This window comes from Kitasatospora humi, assembly GCF_020907985.1.
In the GTDB taxonomy this organism is placed as follows: Bacteria; Actinomycetota; Actinomycetes; order Streptomycetales; family Streptomycetaceae; genus Kitasatospora; species Kitasatospora humi.
Genome location: NZ_JAJJPA010000003.1, coordinates 236,084 through 261,019 on the forward strand (window position 1 = coordinate 236,084; position 24,936 = coordinate 261,019).

Here is a 24,936-nt window from a genome sequence, read left to right on the forward strand (position 1 = left end):
GCCACGTGACCACCAACGCTTCCCCCACGCGCAGCGGACCGGCCGCGGTCCTGCGCGCGGTGCGGAAGAGCTACGGGCCGGTCACCGTGCTGGACATTCCCGAGCTCGACCTGAAGCGCGGCCAGATCACCTGTGTCGTCGGGGAGAACGGCGCCGGCAAGTCCACCCTGATGGGTGTGCTCTCCGGCACCGTCTCCCCGACCGCGGGGGAGGTCCTGATCGCGGGGCAGGCCCTCCAGCCGGGCCGGCCGGACCACGCCAAGGCGCTCGGCGTCAGCCTGGTCGCCCAGGAGTTCCCCCTGGTGGGCGGGCTCAGCATAGCGGAGAACCTGCTGCTGGGCCGCCACACCCGGGCCACCGAACGGGCCGGCCGGCTGCGGCGCGCGCTCTTCGACCGGTCCGGCACCCGCCAGGAGGCCCGGGACCTGCTCGCGGACGTCGGCGTGGACGGTATCGACGTCGACCGCCCGGTCGATCAACTCCCGGTACCGCTGAGGCAGATGATCGAGATCGCCAAGGCCTGGGGCAACCGGCCGCTGGTCCTCATCCTGGACGAGCCCACCTCCTCCCTCGGCCCGGTCGAGGCCGCCAAGGTGCTCGGCCTCGCCCGCCGGCACACCGCGAACGGCGGCGCGGTCCTGTTCATCGGCCACCGGCTGGACGAGGTCCGCGACATCGCCGACCGCGTGGTCGTGCTGCGCGGCGGCCGACTGGTGGCCGACCTCACCCCCGAGGAGGCCACCGAGGAACGCATGATCCGCGAGATGGTCGGCAGCGAGCTCGCCCAGTCCGACGCCGCTCCGCCCGCCTCCCGGACCGATCGCACCGTCCTGGTCGCCCGCTCCCTGACCGCCGACGGCCTCGGCCCCGTCGACCTGGAACTGAAAGCCGGCGAGATCGTGGGCGTCGCCGGCCTGATGGGCTCCGGCCGCAGCCGCCTGCTGCACACGATCATGGGCGCGCAGCCCCGCACCGGCGGCGAGACCGAGCTCAACGGCAAGCCGTTCCGGCCGCGGCACCCGGCCGAGGCCGTCGCGGCCGGGATCGGCCTGGTCCCCGAGGACCGCAAGGAGCAGTCCCTGCTGCTCCAGCACCCGGTCCGGTGGAACGCGACCCTTGCCACCCTGCGCCGCGACTCCTGGCACGGCGTCCTCACCCCCAGCGGGGACAAGGAGCGCTCGCGGCAGATCGTCAAGGACCTGGGGGTGCGGCTGCACTCCCAGGAGCAGCCGATCGGCGACCTGTCCGGCGGAAACCAGCAGAAGGTCGTCTTCGGGCGCTGGCTGCACGCCAAGCCCGATCTGCTGCTCCTGGACGAACCCACCCGGGGCGTGGACGTCGGCGCGAAGGCCGAGATCTACCAGCTCATCGACACCGCCGCGGAGAACGGCCTGGCGGTCCTGGTGGCCTCCTCGGAACTGGAGGAGCTGCTGCGGATGTGCCACCGGATCGTCGTGATGGCGCAGGGGCGGATCGTCGCCGATCTGGCGCGCGAACACTTCAGCAAGGAACGGATCATGACGGCGGCGGCAGGCACGCAGCCGCTGACAGCAGGCTCGGAGGCAACGGCATGACCACCCAGACCACCCCCGTCGCCGCGGGGGCCGGAGTGACCTCGCGCAACCGGCTGCGCTCGCTGGTCGAGACTCCCGAGGTGGGCGTCGTCGTGGCGTGCGCCGCGGTGTTCATCGCCCTCGCACTGGCCCGGTCCACCTTCGCCGGCGCGGTCAACCTGCAGGGCATGGGCTTCGACCTCGCCCAGTACGGCCTGATCGCGATCGGCGAGTCGCTGGTGATCCTCACCGGTGGGATCGACCTGTCGGTCGGTGCGCTGCTGGGCACCTCGGTGATCCTCATCTCCTGGTTCAACGTGCGGGCCGGACTTCCGGCCGGTGTCGCGGTGCCGGCCACCCTGGCCATCACCGGACTGGTCGGCCTGTGGCACGGGCTCGCGGTCACCCGGCTGAAGATGCCCCCGTTCGTGGTCACCCTGGTGACCTACACCGTCGCCCAGGGCGTCACCCTGGCGATCACCTCCGGGACGTCCATCGTCGGCATCTCCGGCTTCTTCGGTGACATCGGGCAGTCCTACCTCGCCCAGATCCCGGTCCCGTTGATCCTCTTCGTGATCGTGGCGGTGGCGGCCTGGTTCTTCCTGGAACGCACCTTCGCCGGACGCCAGGTCTACGCCGTCGGCGGCAACCCCGAGGCGGCGCGGCTGGCCGGCATCCGCGGCGACCGGCGGATCGTCTCGATGTACGTGACCAGTTCGCTCCTCTCGGGTTTCGCGGCCATGCTGGTGCTGGGCCGGATGGGCGTCGGCTCCGCGAGCGGTGTCGGCGTCGGGTGGGAGCTCTCGGCCATCGCGGCCGCCGTGATCGGCGGCGTCAGCCTCACCGGCGGGCAGGGGCGGATCCTCGGCATCGTCGCGGGCACCGTGCTGCTGGAGCTCATCAACAACGGCCTGACCACGCTTCAGGTCAACTCGAACTACACCAACATCGTCCTCGGCGCGGTCCTCGGCATCGCCATCCTCGCCGACCGGCTCCGCGCCAAGCACTTCTCCAGCCGCGGCTGACGCCACGACACGCACGGCGGGCGGCTGCGCCAACACCGCCGCGCAGGAAGTCCCGGCGCCGGCGGCGCGCGGTGCGGTCAGCCCGACACCCGGACGACCAGCCGGGTGGGGAGCACCAGCGATTCGCCGCGCGCCGGGTTGCGGAGCAGCAACTCCATGGCACGCGAGCCGAGTTCCTCCACCGGCTGGCGGACCGTGGTCAGCCCCGGCCGGGACCGGGCCGCGACGGGAGCGTCGTCGAAGCCGATCAGCGCCACGTCCTCGGGTACCCGCAAGCCGCGTCGCCGCAAGGCCCGGAGGGCTCCCGCGGCCATCTGGTCGGAGGCGGCGAACACCGCGTCCACATCGGGGCGCCGGTCCAGCAGCCGCTCCATCGCGTGTTCGCCGGAGGCGCTGCTGAAGTCCCCGTACGCCACGGCGGGCCGTACCGCGGCCACCGCGGCCACCGCCTGGCGGTAGCCCGCCAGCCGGTCCGCGCCGGCCGCGGTGTCCGGCGGTCCCGCGATGGTGGCCACCGAGCGGCGCCCGGACGCGCACAGCCGACGCACCGCGTCCATGGCGCCAGCGAGGTTGTCCGCGTCCACGAACGCCACCGCGCCCGGCTCCGGCGGCCGGCCCAGGGAGACCACGGGCACCCTGGCCGCGTGCAGCAACCGGGCGAGCGCGGTGTCACCCCAAGGCCCTACCAGCAGCACCCCGTCGACGTGGCCGCCGCACAGGTAGCGCACCAGCGGCGGCCGCCGGGACCGCCTGGGCACCGTGAAGACGGCCAACTCCCGTTCAGCGCCCGGTGGTGAGCGCCGCAGCCCGGCCAGCAGCCGGACGTGGAAGGCGTCCGCGTGGTACTGCGGCGGATCAGCGAAGACCACGACGGCGACCACGCCGGTCTCCCGGGCACTGGGCGCCCTGCGGCGGACGTACGCCAACTCGCGCGCCGCGCGCTCCACTCGGGCCGCCACCTCGCTGGAGACCCGGGCGGAGCGGTTCAGCACCCGGGAGGCGGTCGCGGTGGAGACACCGGCGCGGCGGGCGACCTCGGCAAGCGTCGGAGCAGGGTCATCGCTGCGGATGAACTGGGGCATGGGGCCGTCCTAGGTCGGTCCTCTACACCGGAACCCACCCCTTCGGGACCCGTCACCCCGCCGGGCCACCACACCTGCCAGCTTGGTCGGTTGAGCGATCAGCGTCAAGAGATCCGACGCCGGCGCTCACGCCCGGTCGGGCAGGGCGCCGCGCCGGATCACCTCCGCGTACCAGCGGGCACTGTCCTTGGCGATCCGGGTCTGGGTGGGGTAGTCCACGTAGTACAGGCCGAACCGCTTGCCGTAGCCGTAGGACCACTCGAAGTTGTCCATCAACGACCAGACGAAGTAGCCGCGGACGTCCGCGCCCGCGGTGATCGCCCGCCGGACGGCGGCCAGGTGTCCGCGCAGGTAGTCGATGCGCCGCGGATCGTGCACCGCGCCCTCCGGAGCCGGCCGGTCGTCGAAGGCCGCACCGTTCTCGGTGACCATCAGCGGCAGCCCGGGGTGCTCCCGGTGCAGGCGCAGGAGCAGATCGGACAGGCCGGTCGGGTCGATCGACCAGTCCATGGCGGTGCGCTCGCCAGCGGCCCGGTGGAAGAGCACGTCGGCACAGCCCGCGAACGGCGACTGCGCACCATCGCCGTGGCCGGCGTCACGTGCGGCCCCGGCACGCCTGGGCTGGTCGTCCGCCGGCGCGGAAACGACCGCCGGCGTGTAGTAGTTGACGCCCAGCAGGTCGATCGGCCGCGCGATCCGGCAGAGGTCGCCGTCGTGGACCAGCGCCGGCCAGTCGACCAGCTGCGCGGTGTCGGCGAGCAGATCCTCCGGGTAACTCCCGTGCAGCATCGGCCCGGTGAAGATCCGATTGCCCACCGCGTCGATCCGGCGGGCGGCCTCGCGGTCCGCCGCCGACTCGGTGAGCGGCCGCACCTCGTGCAGGTTGAGCGACACCGCGATCCGCGCGTCCCGGGGCAGCGCGGCGCGCAGCACCTCGACCGCCCGGCCGTGGCCCAGGTTGAGGTGGTGGGCCGCGCGCAGGGCGGCGGCCCAGTCGGCGCGGCCCGGAGCGTGCACGCCCGAGCCGTAGCCGAGGAAGGCCGAGCACCAGGGCTCGTTGAGGGTGGTCCAGAGGCCCACCCGGTCCCCGAGCGCGTCGGCCACCAGCGCGGTGTAGTCCGCGAAGCGCTCCGCGGTGTCGCGGGCCGGCCAGCCCCCGAGCTGCTCCAACTCCTGTGGCAGGTCCCAGTGGTAGAGCGTCACGGCCGGCGCGATGCCGTACTCCAGCAGCTCGTCCACCAAGCGGCGGTAGAAGTCCAGGCCCCGCTCGACCGCCGGCCCGCGCCCGGTCGGCTGCACCCGTGACCAGGACACCGAGAACCGGTAGGCGCCCAGGCCCAGTTCGGCCATCAGCCGGACGTCCTCGCGGTAGCGGCGGTAGTGGTCGGTGGCGCGGTCGCCGGTGTCGCCACCGGCCGTCCGCCCCGGGATCCGGCTGAAGGTGTCCCAGATCGAGGGCGTCCGGCCGTCCACGTCGACGGCCCCCTCGACCTGGTACGCCGCCGTCGCGGCTCCCCAGAGGAAACCGGCGGGGAACGCGGAACCGGAGGCGTCGGCCGGGGCCGACCCGGCCCGTGCGGCAGTCATGGATAGCTCCTTCCAGTCGGGACGAATTGACGTTACGTCAGTTCTTGACCGCGCCGGCGGTGATGCCGCCGACGACCTGCCTGCCCAGCAGGGCGAACACCAGCAGCAGCGGCGCCGTCCCGACCAGCGCGCCGGTGAGGATGACGGCCTGGTCCGAGTCGTACGAGCCGCCGCCGAGCCCGGCCAGCGCGACCTGGACGGTGGGATTGCTCTGGCTCAGCGCGATCAGCGGCCAGAAGAAGTCGTTCCAGGACTGCACGAAGACCAGCATGCCGAGCACGGCCATGCCGGGCCGGGCGATCGGCAGCACCACGCTCCGGAGGATCCGCAGACTGCCCGCGCCGTCCACCCGGGCCGCCTCGACCAGCTCGACCGGCAGGGCCTGCGACAGGAACTGCCGCATGAAGAACACCCCGAAGGCGGCCACCAGATTGGGCAGGATCACCGACTGCAGCCGGTCGGTCCAGTGCAGCCGCGCCATGATCTGGTACAGCGGGATGACGCTCAACTGGGCTGGCACGGTCATGGTCGCCACCACCAGGCTCAGCAGCGCGTTGCGGCCCCGGAACGGCAGCTTGGCGAAGGCGAAGCCGGCCAGGGTCGCGAACAGCACCGTGCTGGCGGTCACGCAGCCCGACACCACCACCGAGTTGAGCAGCGCCCGTCCCATGTGGACCTGGTTCCAGGCGATGTCCAGGTTGTGCCACAGGTTGCCGCCGGGCAGCAGCGGGGGCGGGGTCTGCGCGATCCGGGTGCCGGAGGTCGAGGCGCCGACCAGGGTCCAGTACAGCGGGAAGAGGGAGAGGACGGCGACCGCGGTCAGCACCGCGTAGGTGACCGGACCGGCTCCGGTGAGGCCGCGCGCCCCCGCGCGCCGTCCCAGGTTGACGGCCATCGTGCTCAACCCCCGTTCCGGGCGCGCTGGAAGCGGACCAGGAGCAGGTTGAGCGTGCCGATGGCCAGCAGGATCAGCAGCATCGTCCAGGCCACGGCGGCGGCCCGACCGAGGTGGAAGGCGTACCAGCCCTGGTCGTACAGGTACAGCCCGAGGGTCTGGTACTGGTGCGCCGAACCCCCGCTGTGGCCGGTCGCGCCGCCGCCGAACAGTAGGGGCTCGCCGAAGAGTTGAGTGGCCCCGATGCTGGAGACCACGATGGTGAACAGGATGGTGGGCCGGATGGACGGCACGGTGACGTGCCGGAACTGCTGCCACCGGTTGGCACCGTCGAGTGCTGCCGCCTCGTACAGGTCGTGCGGGACCGCCTGCATGGCCGCGAGGTAGATCAGCGCGTTGTATCCGGTCCAGCGCCAGGTGACGATCGTGGCGACGGCGATCTGGGAGCTCCAGGTGCCGCCCTCCCAGTCGATGTGGCCCACGCCCAGTTGGCCCAGCAGCCAGTTGACCATCCCGTAGTCCCGCCCGAACAGCAGCGAGAACACCAGCGTCGCCGCCGCGATCGAGGTCGCGTAGGGTGCGAGCATCGCGATCCGGAAGAACGCCCGGCCGCGCAGGCGGTAGTTGAGCAGGTGCGCCAGTCCGAGCGCCATCAGCAACTGCGGCACGGTGGACAGCACGCCGATGGTGACGGTGTTGCGCAGGGCGTTCCAGAACAGGTCGTCGTGGAGCAGCCGGGTGTAGTTGCCGAAGCCGCGCCACTGCATCTGGCCGGGCGTCTGCAGGTCGACGCCGTGCAGCGACACCCAGCCCGTGTAGACCAGGGGGAACAGGCCGAACGCCGCGAAGCAGACGAAGAACGGCGCGATGTACAGGTACGGCGAGGCCTTCAGGTCCCACCGGTAGAGCCGGGTGCGCCAGGCACGGGTCGATGGGGGAGCGTGGTGCGGGGTGCCGACGGAGGTGGCCGGGACGGCCTCGTCGAGCATGGCGGTGACCTCTCTGACGAGCGGGGCTGACCCGGCGGGGCCGGGCAGGGCTGGGACGGACGGACGGGCGGCGGGCAGCCGCCGGTCAGTCGCCGACCTTGTCGTCGATCTCCTTGACGGCCTCGTTCCACGCCTTGGCGGGGTCGCTCTGGTGCTGCTCGATGCTGAGCAGGGCGCCGTTGGTGAGGGTGTCCTTGACCAGGCCGTCCCACTCGCCGATCACGGTCGGCTGGATGGACTGCGCGGTGGCGGCGTAGATCTGGCCGGTGGGGGTGTCGCCGAAGTAGTCGAGCTCGGCGTTCTGCACTTCCGGCCGGCTCAGCGCCTTGGCGTTGGAGGGCAGGTTGCCGACGGTGGTGAAGACCTTGGCCTGCTGTGCGGGTGCGGTGAGCCAGGCGGCGAGCGCCTCGGCCTCCTTCTGGTGCTTGCCGGCCTTGGGCACGGCGAGGAAGGAGCCGCCCCAGTTGCCGGCCGCCGGGGCCGCGGCGATGCCCCACTTGCCCTTGTTGGCGCTCCCCGACTTGTCCGAGACGATGGCCGTCATCCAGGACGGGCAGGCCACCGTGGCGAACCTGGAGTTGGCGAACGCCTGGTACCACGGCGTGTCGAACTGCTTGAGCCCGGCGCTGATCCCGGCCCGGATCGCCCCGGTCGCCAGGTTCCAGGCGGTCCTGACGGTGGGGCTGTCCTTGTAGTCCAACTGGCCGCTGCCGTTGTCGTACTGCGTGGTGCCGGACGAGACCACGGCGTTGAACAGGCCGCCGGCGGAGTCGGTGAAGAAGGTGCCGGCGGGTGCCTTGGCCTGGTACTCCTTGCCGGTCTCGACGAACTTGGCCCAGTCGCCCTGCCAGAGCTTGGCGACCTGGTCGCGGTCGGTGGGCAGACCGGCCTGCTGGAACAGGTCCTTGCGGTAGCAGATCGCCATCGGGCCGATGTCGGTGCCCAGGCCGATGGTGCGGCCGTCCGAGGTGGTGGCCTGCTGCCACTTCCACGGCAGGAAGTCGCTCTTGTCGACCCCGTCCGCCTTGCCGAGGTCGACGAACTGGTTCGCCTGCCTCTTCACCACCTGGGCGATCCGGCCGACCTCGATCCCCTGGATGTCGTCCAGACCGCTGCCGGAGGCGAGGTGCGTCTCCAGGGCGGGGTAGTAGTCGCTCTCCTGCTCGACGGTGTGCTCGACGATGGTGACCCCGGGATGTTCCCGCATGTACTCGTCGAACAGGCCGGCCTCCTTGTAGCCGAAGGTGCCGTAGTCGCCGACGGTCAGGGTGATCCTGGCGCCGGAGGCCGCGGTCGTGGCCGAGCCGGAGCCCGAGCTGCCGCAGCCGGCGACCAGCAGGGCGCACAGGGCCGCGGCCGCGGCGCTCGTCAGCGGCTTGCGCACGGGGAGGGCGGCGGCCCTTCCGCCGCCGTGGGGGGTGCCTGGGTTCCGCATGCCGAATCTCCTTGCAACAGAGTGCTTCGTGACTGCGCCGCGTGGTGCCGGCCGGAGGCGGGACCGCTGTGGGAGCGCTCCCATTTGCGATGTGGGAAGATTGCTTCGCCGCATGATGGCGTGTCAAGGGCGTGCACCGGCTCCGTTACCGGACCGTGTCGTCGGGCAGCCCTCGTCGCGGTCGTCCGCCGTCAGTCGCCCACCGTCCGCCGGGAGATCGAGCATGAGCCGAGCCGAGCAGCAGCAGTCCGCTGCCCGCCCCACCCTGGAGGCGGTGGCCGCGCGGGCCGGGGTGGGCCGGGGGACGGTGTCCCGGGTGGTCAACGGCTCGCCCAAGGTGAGCGCCAAGGCCAGGGCGGCGGTCGAGCAGGCCATCGCGGAACTCGGCTACGTCCCCAACCAGGCGGCCCGCTCCCTGGTCACCTCCCGGACCGACGCGGTAGCGCTGGTCATCCCCGAGAGCGTCGCGAAACTGAGCTCCGAACCCTACTTCTCCGACATCATCACCGGTGTCTCCGCCGAACTCGCCGGAACCGAACTGCAGTTGCTTCTGGTCCTGGTTCGCGACGAACACGAGCGGGAGCGCCTGACCCGCTATCTCACCGCCCGCCGGGTGGACGGCGTCCTGCTGGTCTCGGTGCACCAGGATGACCCGCTCCCCGAGTTGCTGGAACGGCTGGAGCTGCCCGCCGTGCTCGGCGGCCGCCGCTCGGCGCAGGAGACGCTGAGCTATGTGCACGCCGACAACGCGGGCGGTGCCCGAGCGGCCGTCCGGCACCTGCTGTCCCGGGGCAGGACGGCCATCGGGACGGTGGCGGGCCCGCTCGACATGGAGGGCGCCGCGGAGCGCCTGGCCGGCTACCGGCAGGCGCTCGCCGAGGCCCGACTGCCGTATGACGAAGGGCTCGTCGCCCACGGGGACTTCACCGAGCACGCGGGGCGCGAGGGCATGCGCGAACTGCTCGCCCGCCGGCCCGGCCTGGACGCGGTGTTCTGCGCCTCCGACCTGACGGCGGCGGGTGCGCTGCAGGCGTTGCGCGAGGCCGGCCGGCGGGTGCCGCAGGACGTCGCCGTGGTCGGTTTCGACGACTCCGTGGTGGCCCGCCACACCGAGCCGCCGCTCACCAGCGTCCGTCAACCGACCGAGGAGATGGGGAGGTTGATGGCCCAGTTGCTGATCAAGGAGGTCGCGGAGCCGGGCCGGTTCCGTCGGCAGGTGGTGCTGCCGACGGAACTGGTGGTGCGGGAGTCGGCATGACTACGAGCCGGCCAGATGGGCCCGGTAGCCCGCACCGAACGCCGTCGGCGTGCCGTCGTAGGCGCTGATCAGTGCCGGTCCGCTGCCGCAGTCCCAGGTGTTCCAGGCCCAGGCGAGGTACGAGACGCCGTGCTGGTCCAGCCAGGGCAGTAGGGTGTCCAGGTAGCCGTGGGCGCAGTCGTTCTCACCCAACTCGCCCGCCACCACCGGGACCTGGGCCGCCAGTGGGGCGATCTGCGAGTCCCAGCAGGAACTGCTGCTGCAGGCGTTGAAGTTGTACGAGTGCCAGGACGCCGCGAGATTGCGGTCAGGATCGGTCGGTCGGTACGCGGCCCACTGGGTCAGGTCGTTGGCGTACTCCTGGCCACCCAGCATCAGCACGTTGTCCGCGCCGGTCGAGCGCACCGCGTCGACCATCGCCTGCATGCCGGCGACCTGGTAGCCGATCCCCGGGCAGCTGCCGCCGTCCCGCCAGCAGGCCCAGCCACTGGCCTCGCTCCCGGTGGCGCGTGACGGGTACGGCTCGTTGAACAGGTCGAAGACGGTCGCGTCGTCACCCTTGAAGGTCTGCGCCACCGAGGTCCAGAACGGGATCGCGCCGGCGGCGTCCGGCATGGGCTTCTGGCAGGTTGCGTTGGCGTCCGAGCAGCCGGCGGACGGTCCGGTGTACAGCCCGTCGGTCCAGTGCAGGTCCACGATGGCCACCAGGCCGTTGCGGTGCAGCAGGTCGACGTAGCCGCGCACCGCGCTGATGTACGCCGAACCGGCGTAAGCGGGATCGACGTTGGAGTGACCGAGCCAGCAGTCCTCGTTGAGCGGCACGCGGACCGCGTTGATCCGCCAGGACTTCATCGCGGTGACCGACGCCTGGTCGGCCGGGCCGTCGAAGATGCCGTGGCCCTGGACGCACATGAACTCGGCCCCGGAGCGGTCCACGCCGTGCAGGGTGATCGGGGTGCCGTCGGATGTCGCCAGCGTGCTGCCCGAGACGTGCACGGCCGGGGCCGGTCCGCTCGGCGTCGGAGTGGGGGTAGGGGTGGGGGTCGGGGTGGGGCTGGGGCTCGGCGACGGGCTCGACTGGGGCCCGCAGGGAGTGCCGTTGACGGTGAAGGCAGTGGGGGCGGTGTTGGTGCCGGTGTAGGTGAAGTTGGCGCCGGTGGTGTAGCCGGCGCCGGGGTTGATGGTGGTGGCGTAACCGGGATCGGTGACGGTGACGGTCTGTCCGGTCTGGGTCCAGGTGCCGTTCCAGCCGTTCTGGAGGGTCTGGTTGCCGGTGTAGGCGTAGCCGAGGGTCCAGCCGGTGATGGGTGTGGTGCTGGTGTCGGTGATGGTGACGTTGGCGGTGAAGCCGCTGCCCCAGTCGTTGACGGCGTAGCTCACGCCGCAGGACATGCCGGCGGCGGGGGCCGGAGCCGAGGAGGCCGCCGAGGCGGTGAGGGGGAGCAGCGCCGGGGCGGCGCAGGCGACGGCGGCGGCCGCGAGTGCGGCGGTGCGGGGAAGGGCGGTGCGGGGCATGCCGAACTCCTCGGGGGTGGGGCCGGGACCGCCCGTGCGGCCCCGGCCGAGTGAGGTCAGCTCGCGGTGCAGGTCAAGGTCGGTGCGGTGTTGCCGCCCGAGTAGCTCGCCTGGAAGCCGAAGCCGGTGGTGGCGTTGGGCGCCAGCGCGCCGTTGTAGGACTCGCTGGCGGCGGTCACCGCGGTGCCGCTCTGGGCGGTGGTCGCGTTCCAGCTGTTGGTGAGTTGCTGGTTGCCGCCCCACCTCCAGGTCACCGTCCAGGACTTGGTCGCCGCGGTGCCGGTGTTGGTCACCGTGACGTTGGCGGTGAAGCCGCTGCCCCAGTCGTTGGCGACCGTGTACGCGGCCGAGCAGCCGGCGTTTCCGCCGCCACCGCCGGATGCCGCCGTGGTGGCGCGGACCGCGGTCGAGGCGGCGGAGACGTTCCCCGCCGCGTCCTGCGCGGTGACGGTGTACTGGTAGCTGGTGGCGGGGGAGAGGCCGGAGTCGGTGTAGCCGGTGCCGGTCACGGTCGCGATCTTGGCCCCGTCGCGGTAGACCGAGTAGCCGGTCACGCCGGCCGGGTCGGTGGACGCGGTCCAGCTGAGCGACACGCTGCTGCTGGTGGTGCCGGTGACGGTCAGCCCGCTCGGCACGGTCGGACCGGTGCTGCCGCCGGAGCCGCCGAACGCCGGGTAGGCGTTCTGCACCAGCTGCTGGAACTGGGCGGGGAACCACTGGCCGGCCGGGACGTCGTAGCCGGGGATCGCGTCGGTCGGGTAGGTGCCGCCGTTGCCGTCGGTCTGGGTGCCGTTCGGGTCGCAGTGCGGGTCGCCGTGGGGGTGGGTGGCGGTCGGGTAGTCGCCGTCCGACTCGCCCGGGGGCTTGACCCAGAGGAACGCGATGATCGGGTTGTTGGCTCCGTACGGTTGGGCCTGCGGACGTGCGCCGATGCCGGCGCCGTTGATGTTGCACCAGTCGCCGCGGAAGGGCTTCTGGTCGACCTTGTTGGCGGCGACGTAGGTGTCGACCGTGGTGGGGCCGGAGTTGAGCGCGGTGGGCCGGGCGGAGCCGCCCCAGCCGTTGCGCGAGGTGTCGACCAGCATGCCGATGGTGCTCGGGAAGCCGTCGGACACCAGGGTGGAGTACATCGCGGTGTCGTAGTGGTACTCGTCGAACTCGGGGTTGTACTGGTAGAAGTTGGCCGACTTGAGCGGCTGCCCGCCCACCGTCAGGTTGGAGTCGGGGAGGAACGGCTCGCTGAGCGGTGTGGTGCTGGCGGTGTCGCTGATGAAGCCGTCCACGCTGGCGAACCCGGCCGTGGTGGCACGGGCGATCTTGGCGTACTCCTGGCCCGCGGGCACCATGTTGGTGGACCAGCCGAGCCAGCCCGCGTGGCCGATGTCCAGGTAGTCGTACACGTTGGGGACCGCGTGCAGCTTGTCGAGCGCGTACTCGATGCCCGACTCGTAGTACGGGGTGGCGGTGGCGCAGGCCGGCTTGGACTGGTTGGTCACGGCGTTGGGCAGCGAGTCCGGCTCGATGACGGCCGCGACCCGGATGCCGGCGTACTTCGGGTTGGCCAGGATGGCCGCGATCGGGTCGATGTACTGCGTCTCGTAGGCTGTCAACCCGGCTGCCGTGGCCGGCAGTTCGCCATTGGAGGCGAGAGCGGCGCAGTCCCGCCCCGGCAGGTCGTAGATGACGACCTGGAAGACGACGGGCGTCGTGCCCTGCTGCTCGGCGAGGGCATGGTCCAGATGGGCCTGGAGGCCGAGGTGGCCGGCGTCGCCGGTGATCGCGCCGATGTGGTCCAACCAGACGGCGGTCGGGTTGGCGGCGACCTGGGACTCCAGGGCGCCCAGCGCGCCGCCGTCGGCGGCGGCCTGGGCGTTGACCTCGGCCGCGTAGTCGGGGTTGAGATAACCGGTCGCGCCGACGAACGGGTTGGCGACATGGACGGTGGCCGCGTGCGCGGGGGTGGCAGCGCCGATGCCCGGCAGCAGGCCGGTGGCGCCGAGCAGCGCGGTGGCCGCTGCCGTGCGCAGGCGACGCAGGACGGGATGGGGCACGTCCGGGTCCTTTCAGACGGGTGGGCTTCCTGACGGGTGGTGGGGGGATCGTGGGAGCGCGTCCACTTCGGGCCTGTCGACCCCCTTCACATCAAGCCAGCTGTTCTGAAATGCCGTCAAGATGCGCGGGAGCGCTCCCACAAAGGCCTTGTAACTTACATCCCGTCAAGCCGGGCGGCCCGCTGCCCCGGAAAGCGGCTCCGTGCTGGTCCCCGCAGTGCTACGCCGGGGGCGGACCCACCGGTCGGCACCGCCCAGCCTGGCGGGCGCTACCACCGTTTCTGGGCCGAGGCGTCCCGCGTTCCCGCCTGTCGTCGATTCCCGACGGCTCGGCCCGGCGTCCCCCGAGCGAGCTACCCGGCTTGTCCTCTGCACGGTGACGCGCGGACGGCGGTCTCTTGTTGACTCGAACGGTCACCCCAACGGCCGGACCATGCAGGCCGCCCAGCCGAGTAGCCAAGGACGAAAACGATGACCACGACACGCGGATCCGCGAAGCGCCCTCTCCCCAGGGGCCGCCGACTGGCCGCCGCCGTGCTGGCCGGCACGCTGGCAGGAACCACGCTGGTCGCGTGCGGCGCGAACGCGAAGGGCGCGCAACCGGCCGCGGCCTCCGCCAAGAACGCCGACGAGACCGCGGCCAGGATCACCTGGGGCACGTGCCCGGCGCCGGCCGAGGGCAGACCCGTGACGCCCACCTGACCTGCGGCACGTGGGAAGTCCCGCTGAGCACGACGGGGTGCCCGCCGAACCTCGCGCGGCTGATCGGGCCGTCCGACCACGTCGGGAGCCACTCACAGCCCGTCGACGGGCGAGCCGGCGGCTCATCACGGTGAGGGTGGCCCGGTCGAGGTGGGCTGCGGAGTGGTGGGCTGCGGGGTGGTGGGCTCCGAAAGTGGTGATGGGAACGCCCCGGTCCGGGGCGGCCGTTCGCCGCTCCGGACCGGTGGTGTCACGCGGTCCGGGGCCCGTCCCCGTGGTCGGGGACGGGCAGGCGCACTCCGGCCTGGCGGGCGGACCGTGTACGCGCGCGCCCGGATCCACGGGGTTCCCTGGGCGGCGGGCGGCGGGCGGCGGGCGGCCGGCTCGGGCCGCTGACGGTGTGCCGTTCCGGTCCGGGCGGCGGGGTGTCGGTGTCCCTGTCGTCCGGACCGGTGTCCAGGCTGGCGGTGGGTCAGCCGAGGGTCCACTTCTGGTTGCTCTGGCCGCTGCAGGTCCACAGTTGGGCGAGGGCGCCGTTGGCGGTGGAGGCGCCGGACACGTCCAGGCACAGGCCGGATTGGACGCCGGTGATGCTGCCGTCGCCGTTCAGGTGCCACTGCTGGTTGGTCTGGCCGTTGCAGGGCCAGACGTCCACCTTGGTGCCGTTGGTGGTGCCCTTGCCGTAGGCGTCCAGGCACAGCCGGCTGCCGCCGCCGTAGACGGTCAGCTGGTCGGAGGCGGTGTGGGTCCAGATCTGGTTCGAACCGCCCCAGCAGTCGTAGACCTGCACCTGGGTACCGGCCGTGGTCGAGGCGTTCGGCACGTCCAGGCACTTGCCCGCACCCACCGCGTGCACCTCACCGGTCGCGCCGGCGCTGCTGGACGTTCCGTAGCCGGCGGCGGTGATGTTGGCCTGCACGGCGTTCTCGGTGGCGTCGGAGGGGTAGCCGGAGGTCATCACGCCCTCGTAGAAGGTGCCGGTGGCGCCGTTGCTGTTGTCGCCGCCGATGCCGAGGATGATGGCGCCCTCCTTGTGCATCGGGTTGTAGCCCTGGACGTTGGGGCGGGGCCCGCTGTAGAAGGTGGACAGGTCGCCGGACTGCGCGTTGCCGGCGCGGATCGCCCACTGGTTGGGCTCACCCTTGACGATGGCGGTCAGGAAGCGGTCGTTGACGCTCGGGTCGTTGGCGTTGTAGCCCGCGTTCACACCCGAGAACAGGCCGTTCTCCTGGTCGGCCATCACCCAGGGGCCGCTGCCGGTGCCGTAGCCCCAGACCTTGATGTTGCCGAAGTAGATGGCCTCCATGTGGCCGTTGCCGGTGTCGGTGTTGCTGGTCTCGGCGTTGCCGTAGTCGAAGCAGCAGCCGCCGTTGTAGTGGGTGCCGTCGAGGATGGCGTACATGCCCTCGGGCTGGTCGCCGGTGGCGATGCCGTTGGTGTGGTCGTTCCGGTAGCCGGTGCCCGGCGGGATGTAGACGCCGTACGCCTCGTGGCCGCCCACGGTGATGGGCGCGGCGGTGGCGTTGGCGAGGTTGTCGGGTCCCCCGGCGGCCCCGCCGCCGGGGGCCTGGGTGAGGTTGTTGCCCTTGCCGGACTGGTCGTAGATGACGGTGATGACGCAGGACGTGCCGGCGCAGAAGGAGTCCTGCGCGGCCGCGTTGGCGTAGCCGCCCGCGCTCAGCACGCCGATGTCGGCCGTGCTGCCGTCGGACGCGCGCCGGACCTGGTAGAGCGGGCCGCCGTACGAGCCGTACAGCGCGCGGGTGGTGGAGTGTGCGGCCACGCACGGCGTGCCGCCGGCCTGGTAGATGTCGCACGGCCCCTGGGCGGCGGCCTGGGCCGGGCCGGCGGTGGCCCCGGCGGTGACCAGACCGCCGAGGAGGATCGCCACCGCCGCGCCTGCCCGGGCCAGCATGCCGGGTGGCAGCGGCCGCCGCAGGCGGTGCCGTAGACGGATGTTGCTCATGTGGACTCCCTGAACAGCGCAGCGGGTGGGTGTTGTTAGCGCTAACATACCTACGCCCGAGGATGCCGGTCCGTCGGGCGTGGAGATGCTCTGGGAGGAGACGGTGCAGCCAGAGCCGAGTACCTGTCAAGTGTTCGGGTGAGGATCGCGGTGGACGCTCCGACGGCGTCGGCACCTGGGCCGCGGGGTTCAGCCGCTCCTTCAAGTGCTCTGGCCAGGAAGGATTTCCGAAACGTCCGCGAAACTTTCAACAGCGTATTGACGGTTCCCGCGGGCTCCGAGTTACCTAGCCACGGGAAGCCACGGGAGCACCTCCCCGACGAGGACGAGTGCCGTTGCCGGACGGTCGCCGCGATGCTCCTGTTCCCCGGAACCGGCGGTGCGCCCACCCCGCGCCGCCGCCCGCTCGCCCGCGCGCCACGACCCGCCCACCTCGCGGGTGCGCGCCTTCCCCTGAGCGACCCTGGAGGTCGGACATGCCCCGCAGGAAGACCATGATCAGACTTCGACACGCCTCGGCCGCCGCAGCCGCCCTGGCGCTGGTGCTCGGAACCGGCGCGCTGGCCGCGACGGCCCCGGCCCAGGCGGCCGGCAGCACGCTGAAGGCGGCGGCGGAAGCGGACGGCCGGTACTTCGGCACCGCCCTGGACGACAGCGACCTCGGCGTCAGCGGTGAAACGGCCGTCGCCGGGGCGCAGTTCGACGCGCTGACCCCGGGCAACGAGATGAAGTGGGACACCATCGAGCCGTCGAACGGCTCGTACGACTTCGGCCCGGGCGACCAGCTCGTGCAGTACGCCCAGGCGCACGGCATGCGGGTGCGCGGCCACAACCTGGTGTGGCAGAACCAGCTGCCCTCCTGGGTGTCCGACCTGCCGCGGAACCAGGTGCAGTCCGCCATGGAATCGCACATCACCACCGAGGCCACCCACTACAAGGGCCAGGTCTACTCCTGGGACGTGGTCAACGAGCCGATGAACGGCGACGGGTCCCTCGTCGGTGACGTGTTCTACCAGGCGATGGGCTCCGGATACATCGCCGACGCGCTGCGCACCGCGCACGCCGCCGACCCGGCCGCCAAGCTCTACATCAACGACTACGGCATCGAGGGCGAGAACGCGAAGAGCAACGCCCTCTACAACCTCGCCCAGTCCCTGCTCTCCCAGGGGGTTCCGCTGGGCGGCATCGGGTTCGAGAGCCACTTCATCGTCGGACAGGTCCCCTCCGACATGCAGGCCAACATGCAGCGGTTCGCCAACCTGGGCCTGGACGTGGCCGTCACGGAACTGGACGACCGGGTGCAGCTCCCGGCATCCGGCAGCGACCTCCAGCAGCAGGCCACCGACTACGCCGCCGTGGTGCGGGACTGTCTGGCCGTCTCCCGCTGCGTGGGCGTGAGCCAGTGGGGCATCGACGACGCGCACTCCTGGATCCCGGGCGCCTTCCCCGGCTACGGCGCGGCCACCATGTACGACGGCAACGACCAGCCCAAGCCGGCGTACGGCGCGGCGCTCTCCGCGCTCGGCGGTTCGAGCTCCGGGGGCGGTGGTACCACCGGTGAGGTGCACGCGGTGGGTGCGGGCAAGTGCCTGGACGTGCCGAACGCCTCGACCACGGCCGGAACCCAGGTGCAGGTCTACGACTGCTGGGGCGGTTCGAACCAGATCTGGACCCACACCGCCTCCGACCAGCTGACCGTCTACGGCGGCGGCAACCGGCTGTGCCTGGACGCCTACGGCAAGGGCACCACCAACGGCACCAAGGTGGACGTCTGGCCCTGCAACGGCCAGACCAACCAGCAGTGGCACCTGAACGGCGACGGCAGCATCACCGGCGTCCAGTCCGGCCTGTGCCTGGACGTGTCCGGCGCCTCCACCGCCAACGGCGCCCTCGCCCAACTGTGGACCTGCAGCGGCCAGAGCAACCAGAAGTGGACCCTCGGCTGACCCACCGCCAGCCTGGACACCGGTCCGGACGACAGGGACACCGACACCCCGCCGCCCGGACCGGACCGCTGGTCGCCGCTGGACGTGCCACCGGCCGAGCTGCGGACGCTGGTGGCCGAGGGCGGTCACGCCCCCGACCAGGTCACCGAGCCCCGGCTGGTCCACTTCGACCTGTGGCCGGGCAACGTCTTCGTCCACCCCGGCGACGAGCGAACGGCCGCCCGGATCACCGGACTCATCGACCACGAGCGGGCGTTCTGGGGCGATCCGGCCGCCGAACTGGTCTCCCTGGCGTTCGGCGGCGACGCCGGTCCGGAGAGCGACCTGGTGGCCGGCTGCACGGCGGCGGGCGGCACCCTGAACTTCGGCCCGGCCTTCCGGCGCCGGCTCACCCTCTATCAGCTCTACCTGGGCCTGCTGCTGGTCGTCGAGTGCGGGCCCCGCGGCTACGGGGGCGACCACCTGGAGTTCTGCCGCCGCCTGCCGGCCGATTCCGTCGAGCGGGTCCGCGCGCTGGGGTAGGCCGCTCCCGGTCTGCTGTGCGGCCGGCTGACGTGTTTTCAGTGGGGCGTGCTGACAGTTGAGTTGCAGACGAACAGTTTGGCCGGAACTCGCCCCCGCCGGGCGGGTGGTGGAGTTAGCCTGACGACATGGTTGTAAACCACAAGGAAGAAGCGGCCGCCACCGACCAGGAGTTCGTCAGCGCCCCCGCCCTGATCCTCCGCTCCCTCTCCGCAACCCCGAGCCGACGCGCCGTCACCACCCCGGACGGCGTCGAGATCACCGCAGGCGACTTCACCGCCGCCACCTACCGCCTCGCCCACGAGCTCATCGCCCGGGGCGTGGCCCGCGGCGCGACCGTCACGCTGCTCACCGGCAACACCGCCGAGGCGCTCAGCGCCCGCTACGCCGCGGGTCTGGCGGGCGCGCGGGTGGTGAACCTGTACGACGGCATGGGCATACCGGTCCTCGCCGAGATCGTGGCCAGCGTCGACACCACCGTCCTGCTCGTGGATGCCGAACGGTACGCGGACGCCGTCGAGTTGCTGCCGCTGATCGACGTGCCGACGGTCCTCACCCTCGGGCCGGCGCCGGAGGGCATCGGCGAGGACGCGATCGCCGCCGCCGCGGACCGGCCCGCCGAGGAGCCCGCCGTCCCGATCCGCCCCGACGACGACCTGGGCATCCGGCACACCGGCGGCACCACCGGCATCCCCAAGGGCATCCTCAGCCTGCACGGCCCCTACCGGAGCAACTTCGACACCCCGTTCGCCGGCCGATCGGAGGAGGAGCCGCCCCGGCTCCTCGCCGCCACCTCGCTCGCCCACCTCGCCGGCATCCTCACCGACGTGGTGCTCCACCGCGGCGGCTCGGTCGTCATCCAGCGCTCCTTCGACCCCGGCGAGGTGCTCGCCGCGATCGAGCGCGAGCGCATCACCGACCTGTGGCTGCTGCCGCCCCTGCTCTACCAGTTGCTCGACCACCCGGACATCGGGCGCACGGACCTGAGCAGCCTCCAGCGGGTCGACTACGGCGGCTGCGCCGCCTCGCCGACCCGGGTGCGCGAGGCCGTCAAGGTGTTCGGACCGGTCCTGGTCGGCCTCTACGGCATGTCGGAGGCGCAGAAGATCGCCGTGCTGACCCCGGCCGAGCACGCCCGGTTCGCCGACGGCCCGCTCCCGGTCGGCCGGCCCTTCCCCGACGTCGAGGTGGTGATCCGTGCCGCCGACGGCACCGAGCTGCCGACCGGCGAGCAGGGCGCGGTGCACGTCCGCTCGGCCGGCCTGATGGCCGGCTACTGGAAGCGGCCGGACCTCACCGCCCAGGTGATTCGCGACGGCTGGCTGGACACCGGCGACATCGGCTACTTCGACGCGGACGGCTACCTCCACCTCGCCGACCGGGCCAAGGACCTGATCATCGTGGTCGGCGGCCACGTCTACCCGACCGAGGTCGAGGAACTCCTGCTCGGCCACCCGGCGATCGCCCAGTGTGCCGTCTACGGCGTGCGCGACGCCCAGCAGGCCGAACACGTCCACGTCGCCGTCGTCCCCGCCCCCGGCCGGCAGCCCCGGCTCGACGAGATCCGCGCCTTCGTCACCGCGAAGAAGGGCCGGATCTACGCCCCGGAGGCCCTCCACCTGGTGGACGCCATCCCGCTGACGTCCGTCGGCAAACCGGACAAGAAGCGCCTGCGCGAGACCTTCGCGGACTGACGCGGAGCCGGGCGTTCCCATCGGTCCGGCGGCCGGTGGAAACGCCCGGCAGTGCCACCGACCAGCCTCGCCCGACGTGGTTGGCGTTCTGCGCGGTGCCGAGGGGCGGACCGCTTCGAGCAGAATGGAGCCGACCTTGATCGAGCTGCGGCACTACCGCTACGGCGACTTGCCGACCGACCTCCGAGACGGCGCGGGACCGGGACGTCCCAGCTGCTGGACGAGGCGTTGCTGACGGAGAGGTCCGAAGCGCTCGCGGTTCTGCTGGTCGATTCGGAGCACCCGAAGGTGCGGCGGCTCTACGAGTCGTGGGGATACCGGCAGGTCGGGACCTGGCAGCCGTTCCCGGACTCTTCCCACTTCTCCGTGACGCCGAGGGCGCCGCTGAAGTAGCAGCCCGCGCGAATGGAACGGCCCGGAACGACGTGGCTGCCGCACACCACTCGTGGTGTGCGGCAGCCACGTCGACGGGTCGGCGGGTGATCCGGGTCGGCGCCGCAGGTCTCCGGAGCGGGTCACGAACCGCCTGGGCGCCGGGCTACTGCGGGATGAAGGACCACTGCAGGTTGGGGCTGCCGTTCCAGCCCCACTGCTTGGTGACGGAGCCGGAGGCGACCTGGCCGCCGCCGTCCAGGACCAGGCCGGTGGTGCGGTTGGCGATGCTGTAGAGGCCGTTGCCGTGGTCGGTGATCTGCCACTGCTGGTTGTTGCCGCCGTTCCAGGTGGCCTGCTGCGCGGGTGCCCCGTAGCCGGTGGCGCCCCAGCCGTCGGCGACCATGCCGTTGGTGCGGTTGACCAACCGGTAGTACCCGTTGCCCAGATCGACCGCCTGCCACTGGAGGTTGGTGCTGCCGTCCCAGGTCCACTGCTTCAAGTTGCTGCCGTAGGCGACGTTGCCGCCGCTGTCCAGGGCCAGTCCGTCGGTGACGTTGCTGATCCGGAAGTAGGTGGACGGGTTGAAGATCACCTTCAGCGAGGTGATGGCGTCGTTGTCGCCGGTGTTGCGCAGGTCGGGGTTGTCCGCGCTGAAGGTCCACGCGGTGCCGGTGAAGTTGTCGCCGGAGTAGCCGATCAGCTGGTAGCCGGCCGGTACCCGCACGGAGGAAATGGTCCGCGCCGCCAGACCCGCGCTCTGCAACTGGGCGGCCGTGTAGGTGCCCAGCACCAGCCCGGCCGCCGTACCCGCGTACGAGACGTCGCTGTACGCGGTGACCACGCCGGTGCCCCCGGGCTTGAGAACCGGGATCTGTCCGGAGAAGGTGAACTTCAGCACGTAGGCCAGGGCACTGAACGGGGCCGGGGACGACGGCAGGGTGAGGTGCAGCCCGTCGCCGGCCTGGGTCGGCGCGGGCAGGTTGACGTACGTGCCGGCGTTCGAGTCCAGCAGTTGGACCGAGGTCAGCGAGCTGAGGTCGATGCGGCCGCTCGCCAGGGTGCTGATGGTCGTGGAACTCCCGGGCCAGCCCAGGACCGTGGCGTACAGGACGGTGCTGTCCTTGCTGCGGGTGAACCGGAAGTCCTTGTTCGTGCCCGCCACCGGGGTGGTGAACGAGCCCCCGCCCATCTTGGTCGGGCCCTCCCCGTAGACCGTCCAGGCGCGGGTGGCGTACAGGGACTCGCCGAAGCGCTTGAGGTGGTCGCCGATGCCGAGCAGGACGTCCTGCTGCCCCTGCGGAATCGTGCCGTCCGCCATGGGAGCGATGTTGAGCAGCATGTTGCCGTTCTTGCTGATCCGGTCGATCAGCGCGTGCAGCATCTGCTGGGTGGTGTAGTAGCCGATGCCGACGGTGTAGCACCAGCTGGAGCTGCTGATGCTGTCGTCGGTCAGCCAGTACGGGTTGACGATGTCACCCGGGCCGCCGCGTTCGTAGTCGAAGACCTCGCCGAGGTTGTCGTAGCCGTCCTTGTACGTGGCCACCACCTCCCGGCCCCAGCTCAGGGCCTGGTTGTAGTAGTACGACAGGAAGTTCAGCCGCTGCGTCTCGTCGACCTTGGAGAGGTCGAAGTCCTCCCACAGGATGTCCGGCTGGGCGAGGTCGACGACCTCCTTGAGCTTGTTGTACCAGAGCTGGTTCTCGGTCGCGGTGTCGAGCTGGCCGAAGAGCTTCTGGAGGCTGGCGGTCGGCTGCGCCGGCACGTGGTCGTAGTAGCCGTTGAAGTTGTAGGCGTGGTGCATCGCCACCAGCAGCTTCAGGCCCTTGGCCCGGATGGCGTCGCGGAAGATCTGCAGCAGGTTCAGCTGCGGCCCGCGCTGCACCGAGTTCCACTCGTTGACGGAGCTGTTCCACATCGAGAATCCGTCGTGGTGCTCCGAGACCGGCCCGGCGAACCTGGCGCCCGCGTCCACGAACAGCTGGGCCCAGGCGTCCGGGTCGAAGTTCCCGCCCTGGGAGGCCAGCTTGGGCGCGAACTGCACCCAGTTGCCGGCCTTGTCGCGGGCCCCGTCGATGAAGTTGTTGTACGGCCAGACGGAAGGGTCGCCGTAGGTGGCGATGTGATGGTTGTTCACATCGCTTCCGGCTATGTACATGTTCCGCGGGTACCACTCGCTGCCGTACGCCGGGACGCTGAACACGCCCCAGTGGAAGTAGATCCCGAACTTGGCGTCCTGGAACCACTCCGGCGCCGGCGGGTGCTGGTCCACCGAGGCCCAGGTGGGCGAGTAGGACGACGGAGCCGCGAGCGCCGTCGCCGTTCCGATCGTCAGGTTCGCCGTCGCGGCGGCGACGATGCCGGCGGCACTGGAGAGGAACAGACGTCTGTTGATAGCCATGGCTGGCCCTTCGTCGTTCGGGTGGGGGAGGGGGATGCTGGTCCGCGGCACCGAGGCTCGGGCGGCGTGTGCCGTGCGGCTCGCCACGGGCTGCAGCGCGCGAGCCATGACGTTGACAATGTGAGCGTTAACAATTGGGTCCAGCCGATTCTGGCAGCCCCATGGCGACTGTCAAGGCATCGGGCACGGCCGGTTGCTGGATGGCCATACATAGGATGTATCCGCGCAGGTGGGTGAGTCGCGGTGTGTGCCAGCGGGGCCAATGTCCGTGACGGTGCGCCAGATCTGCCGGAAGGCTTTAGAGTTGTGGCCCGTTGCCGACATCGAGATTCCGGCATACATGGGATGTTCAGGACCCGGATGGGCGTGATATCTCACCACCGCCGGAGCGGCCGAGGACCAGTCGAACCGCCCGGAGTTCCGCTCCAGGTAGCGGGCGAGCACCGAATCACCGCCGCCGTGCACCGGGCCCTGCATCGCCTGGGGCGAGGGGTCGTCGTAGTCCAGGTGGTCGAGGGCCTCCGTCCTGGTGATCACCTGTGCGTCGGGCACTGCGGCGGCCCCCACAGGTGGTCCCCGTTGGCGTGGGTGACGAACACGGTGTCGATCGCCGTCCCGTCCGGGAGCAGGGGGCGGCACTGAGCGAGGAACTCACAGCCGGAGGTCGTAGGGTGCGTCGACCCACGCAGCGGCCCCGGACGGGCACACCACCAGGCCGCCGCAAAAGCGGTCCGGGCGTCCCGGGACCGTTCACGGGCTGGATCGGAGCTTCTCGATCCGCTCGAAGAAGAACTCGTGCTTGAGGAAGGAGACGTCGTACTCATGGCCCGGATGGGGAGGGAGGAGTTGGGAGGCCTGGATCAGCCGCCAGCCGTCCTTGAGCGCATCGAGTCCGGTGCCGTAGGGCGGCTCCTCGCCGTCTCCCGTGGTGGGAGAGGTGTGGCCGGTGCCGTCGTAACGCGACCAGCCGAGCACCTCCGAGTCCAGCGCGGAAGTGAGCAGGTACAGCACGAGCACCTGCTGGCGGAGCACCGGAGCGGGGACGGTGGTCAGTTGCGGGTCGACCGTCATGACGTTGCCTCCTGGGGCCGGTTGGAGACCCTGGTCACCCAGTGGTCGAGGTCGAAGTCGGGATCGCCGGTCAGTTCGCGCCACAGCAGGGCACGGTTGTAGAACTCCAGGCGCCCGGTGGCCTGTTCGTACCAGGGGAACGCGATGCCCAGTTCGGAGCGCACGCGCGGGTCGTTCAGGTCCGAGGTGTCCCAGAGGAGTCGCTGGCGGACGGTCGGATTGAAGCGGATCTTGAACATGTAGCGGGTCGTGTCGCTGTCGTTGCGGCGGCCGCCGTGCCAGATGCCGTGGTGCAGGAACACCACCGTTCCGGCCGGACAGACGAGTCGGTCCTGGCCGCGGAGGTTCTGGTAGCGGCCGGTGTCCGTCTCGTTGGTCCGGCGCAGGTGGCTGCCGGGGACACTGAGGGTGCCGCCCATCTCCAGGGTCACCGCCTGCGGGTAGTACATCAGTTGTACGTCGAAGGCGTCCGGCCGGACGTCGATGATGGCGTCCGCGTGCAGCGGCTGCGCGTCCCCGCACCGAGGTTCGCGGATGTGGACGGCGTGGTGGTCCACCAGCGGCTCGGGGCCGACCAGGCTGCGCAACGCGCCTTCGACCTGCGGGATCGCCAGCAGCCTGGCGGTGAAGGAGTCCGGGGTGTACGCCTGCGACAGGGGCGTACCGTACCGGACCGGCGGCACCCCCTGTGCCAGTATGCCCAACCCCTCGGCGTTCAGGTCCGCAGGCACGACCGCGTCCAGCCGAAGGGATCCGCGCGCCACGAAGCGGGCCATCTGAACCGAGTTGAGCAGGATCGGTTTGTTGTCCATGGCGAGAGACGCTAGACCCGCGGACCCGGTCTGCGAGTTGGCGTGGTTCGCCATCAACTG

At 71.3% G+C, this 24,936-nt stretch carries 18 protein-coding genes; 7 read left to right on the plus strand and 11 right to left on the minus strand.

Features of this window, described 5'->3' with window-relative positions:
- Window positions 1-5: 5 nt before the first annotated feature.
- Both LN042_RS05205 and LN042_RS05210 read left to right on the plus strand, forming a co-directional pair.
- Complete coding sequence (locus tag LN042_RS05205; protein WP_230048838.1) at window positions 6-1,574, plus strand: sugar ABC transporter ATP-binding protein; 1,569 nt, start codon at window positions 6-8, stop codon at window positions 1,572-1,574.
- Window positions 1,571-2,578, plus strand: a complete 1,008-nt coding sequence (locus LN042_RS05210; RefSeq protein ID WP_230048840.1) for an ABC transporter permease — start codon at window positions 1,571-1,573, stop codon at window positions 2,576-2,578. The genes LN042_RS05205 and LN042_RS05210 overlap by 4 nt, the downstream gene beginning before the upstream one ends.
- Window positions 2,579-2,655: 77 nt before the next feature.
- Here LN042_RS05210 and LN042_RS05215 read toward each other — a convergent pair whose 3' ends face one another.
- The 5 genes from LN042_RS05215 to LN042_RS05235 form a co-directional block, all read right to left on the minus strand.
- Complete coding sequence (locus tag LN042_RS05215; protein ID WP_230048842.1) at window positions 2,656-3,660, minus strand: LacI family DNA-binding transcriptional regulator; 1,005 nt, start codon at window positions 3,658-3,660, stop codon at window positions 2,656-2,658.
- Window positions 3,661-3,786: 126 nt separating this feature from the next.
- A complete protein-coding gene (locus LN042_RS05220) occupies window positions 3,787-5,247 on the minus strand; it encodes a glycoside hydrolase family 1 protein (protein ID WP_230048844.1) in 1,461 nt (486 codons plus the stop codon).
- A 37-nt stretch (window positions 5,248-5,284) separates the two neighbouring features.
- Window positions 5,285-6,142: a carbohydrate ABC transporter permease gene (locus LN042_RS05225; protein WP_230048846.1), complete on the minus strand. Its 858-nt coding sequence runs from the start codon at window positions 6,140-6,142 to the stop codon at window positions 5,285-5,287.
- Between the two features lie 5 nt (window positions 6,143-6,147).
- Window positions 6,148-7,131, minus strand: a complete 984-nt coding sequence (locus LN042_RS05230; RefSeq protein WP_230048848.1) for a carbohydrate ABC transporter permease — start codon at window positions 7,129-7,131, stop codon at window positions 6,148-6,150.
- An 85-nt stretch (window positions 7,132-7,216) separates the two neighbouring features.
- Window positions 7,217-8,566 carry an ABC transporter substrate-binding protein gene (locus LN042_RS05235; RefSeq protein ID WP_230048850.1) on the minus strand — a complete coding sequence of 450 codons (1,350 nt, stop codon included), beginning with the start codon at window positions 8,564-8,566 and terminating at the stop codon, window positions 7,217-7,219.
- A gap of 223 nt (window positions 8,567-8,789) precedes the next feature.
- Between LN042_RS05235 and LN042_RS05240 the strand changes: the two genes are divergently transcribed.
- Window positions 8,790-9,824, plus strand: a complete 1,035-nt coding sequence (locus tag LN042_RS05240) for a LacI family DNA-binding transcriptional regulator (protein ID WP_230048852.1) — start codon at window positions 8,790-8,792, stop codon at window positions 9,822-9,824.
- On the opposite strand, the gene LN042_RS05245 is transcribed toward LN042_RS05240, so the two are convergent.
- Together LN042_RS05245 and LN042_RS05250 are read right to left on the minus strand one after the other, a co-directional pair.
- Window positions 9,825-11,339 carry a cellulase family glycosylhydrolase gene (locus LN042_RS05245; RefSeq protein WP_230048854.1) on the minus strand — a complete coding sequence of 505 codons (1,515 nt, stop codon included), beginning with the start codon at window positions 11,337-11,339 and terminating at the stop codon, window positions 9,825-9,827. It abuts the gene before it with no gap.
- Between the two features lie 56 nt (window positions 11,340-11,395).
- Window positions 11,396-13,390, minus strand: a complete 1,995-nt coding sequence (locus LN042_RS05250) for a glycoside hydrolase family 6 protein (RefSeq protein ID WP_230048856.1) — start codon at window positions 13,388-13,390, stop codon at window positions 11,396-11,398.
- Window positions 13,391-13,861: 471 nt separating this feature from the next.
- Between LN042_RS05250 and LN042_RS05255 the strand changes: the two genes are divergently transcribed.
- Window positions 13,862-14,092 (plus strand): hypothetical protein, encoded by a 231-nt coding sequence (locus LN042_RS05255; protein WP_230048858.1) that lies wholly within the window; start codon window positions 13,862-13,864, stop codon window positions 14,090-14,092.
- 472 nt (window positions 14,093-14,564) lie between these two features.
- Here the strand turns inward: LN042_RS05255 and LN042_RS05260 are convergent, their stop codons facing one another.
- Window positions 14,565-16,058: an arabinofuranosidase catalytic domain-containing protein gene (locus LN042_RS05260; RefSeq protein WP_230048860.1), complete on the minus strand. Its 1,494-nt coding sequence runs from the start codon at window positions 16,056-16,058 to the stop codon at window positions 14,565-14,567.
- Window positions 16,059-16,552: 494 nt separating this feature from the next.
- On the opposite strand from LN042_RS05260, the gene LN042_RS05265 reads away from it, so the two are divergent.
- The 3 genes from LN042_RS05265 to LN042_RS05275 all read left to right on the plus strand — a co-directional run bounded on the left by LN042_RS05265 (window position 16,553) and on the right by LN042_RS05275 (window position 20,220).
- Window positions 16,553-18,004 (plus strand): endo-1,4-beta-xylanase, encoded by a 1,452-nt coding sequence (locus LN042_RS05265; protein ID WP_230048862.1) that lies wholly within the window; start codon window positions 16,553-16,555, stop codon window positions 18,002-18,004.
- 84 nt (window positions 18,005-18,088) lie between these two features.
- Window positions 18,089-18,526 carry a phosphotransferase family protein gene (locus LN042_RS05270; protein WP_230048863.1) on the plus strand — a complete coding sequence of 146 codons (438 nt, stop codon included), beginning with the start codon at window positions 18,089-18,091 and terminating at the stop codon, window positions 18,524-18,526.
- A gap of 128 nt (window positions 18,527-18,654) precedes the next feature.
- Window positions 18,655-20,220, plus strand: a complete 1,566-nt coding sequence (locus LN042_RS05275; protein ID WP_230048865.1) for an AMP-binding protein — start codon at window positions 18,655-18,657, stop codon at window positions 20,218-20,220.
- Between the two features lie 538 nt (window positions 20,221-20,758).
- On the opposite strand, the gene LN042_RS05285 is transcribed toward LN042_RS05275, so the two are convergent.
- From LN042_RS05285 to LN042_RS05295, 3 genes are all read right to left on the minus strand, one after another.
- Window positions 20,759-22,993: an alpha-L-fucosidase gene (locus tag LN042_RS05285; RefSeq protein WP_230048867.1), complete on the minus strand. Its 2,235-nt coding sequence runs from the start codon at window positions 22,991-22,993 to the stop codon at window positions 20,759-20,761.
- A gap of 750 nt (window positions 22,994-23,743) precedes the next feature.
- Window positions 23,744-24,064: a hypothetical protein gene (locus LN042_RS05290; protein WP_230048869.1), complete on the minus strand. Its 321-nt coding sequence runs from the start codon at window positions 24,062-24,064 to the stop codon at window positions 23,744-23,746.
- Window positions 24,061-24,876, minus strand: coding sequence for a phytanoyl-CoA dioxygenase family protein (locus LN042_RS05295; protein ID WP_230048871.1), 816 nt, complete (start codon window positions 24,874-24,876; stop codon window positions 24,061-24,063). The genes LN042_RS05290 and LN042_RS05295 overlap by 4 nt, the downstream gene beginning before the upstream one ends.
- Window positions 24,877-24,936: the final 60 nt, after the last annotated feature.

Coding starts and splice junctions, on each gene's coding strand:
- LN042_RS05230 (WP_230048848.1), bottom strand. CDS start 7,131: ATGCTCGACGAGGCCGTCCCGGCCACCTCCGTCGGCACCCCGCACCAC.
- LN042_RS05255 (WP_230048858.1), top strand. CDS start 13,862: ATGACCACGACACGCGGATCCGCGAAGCGCCCTCTCCCCAGGGGCCGC.
- LN042_RS05235 (WP_230048850.1), bottom strand. CDS start 8,566: ATGCGGAACCCAGGCACCCCCCACGGCGGCGGAAGGGCCGCCGCCCTC.
- LN042_RS05215 (WP_230048842.1), bottom strand. CDS start 3,660: ATGCCCCAGTTCATCCGCAGCGATGACCCTGCTCCGACGCTTGCCGAG.
- LN042_RS05275 (WP_230048865.1), top strand. CDS start 18,655: ATGGTTGTAAACCACAAGGAAGAAGCGGCCGCCACCGACCAGGAGTTC.
- LN042_RS05220 (WP_230048844.1), bottom strand. CDS start 5,247: ATGACTGCCGCACGGGCCGGGTCGGCCCCGGCCGACGCCTCCGGTTCC.
- LN042_RS05245 (WP_230048854.1), bottom strand. CDS start 11,339: ATGCCCCGCACCGCCCTTCCCCGCACCGCCGCACTCGCGGCCGCCGCC.
- LN042_RS05240 (WP_230048852.1), top strand. CDS start 8,790: ATGAGCCGAGCCGAGCAGCAGCAGTCCGCTGCCCGCCCCACCCTGGAG.
- LN042_RS05260 (WP_230048860.1), bottom strand. CDS start 16,058: ATGAGCAACATCCGTCTACGGCACCGCCTGCGGCGGCCGCTGCCACCC.
- LN042_RS05295 (WP_230048871.1), bottom strand. CDS start 24,876: ATGGACAACAAACCGATCCTGCTCAACTCGGTTCAGATGGCCCGCTTC.
- LN042_RS05210 (WP_230048840.1), top strand. CDS start 1,571: ATGACCACCCAGACCACCCCCGTCGCCGCGGGGGCCGGAGTGACCTCG.
- LN042_RS05225 (WP_230048846.1), bottom strand. CDS start 6,142: ATGGCCGTCAACCTGGGACGGCGCGCGGGGGCGCGCGGCCTCACCGGA.
- LN042_RS05290 (WP_230048869.1), bottom strand. CDS start 24,064: ATGACGGTCGACCCGCAACTGACCACCGTCCCCGCTCCGGTGCTCCGC.
- LN042_RS05265 (WP_230048862.1), top strand. CDS start 16,553: ATGATCAGACTTCGACACGCCTCGGCCGCCGCAGCCGCCCTGGCGCTG.
- LN042_RS05285 (WP_230048867.1), bottom strand. CDS start 22,993: ATGGCTATCAACAGACGTCTGTTCCTCTCCAGTGCCGCCGGCATCGTC.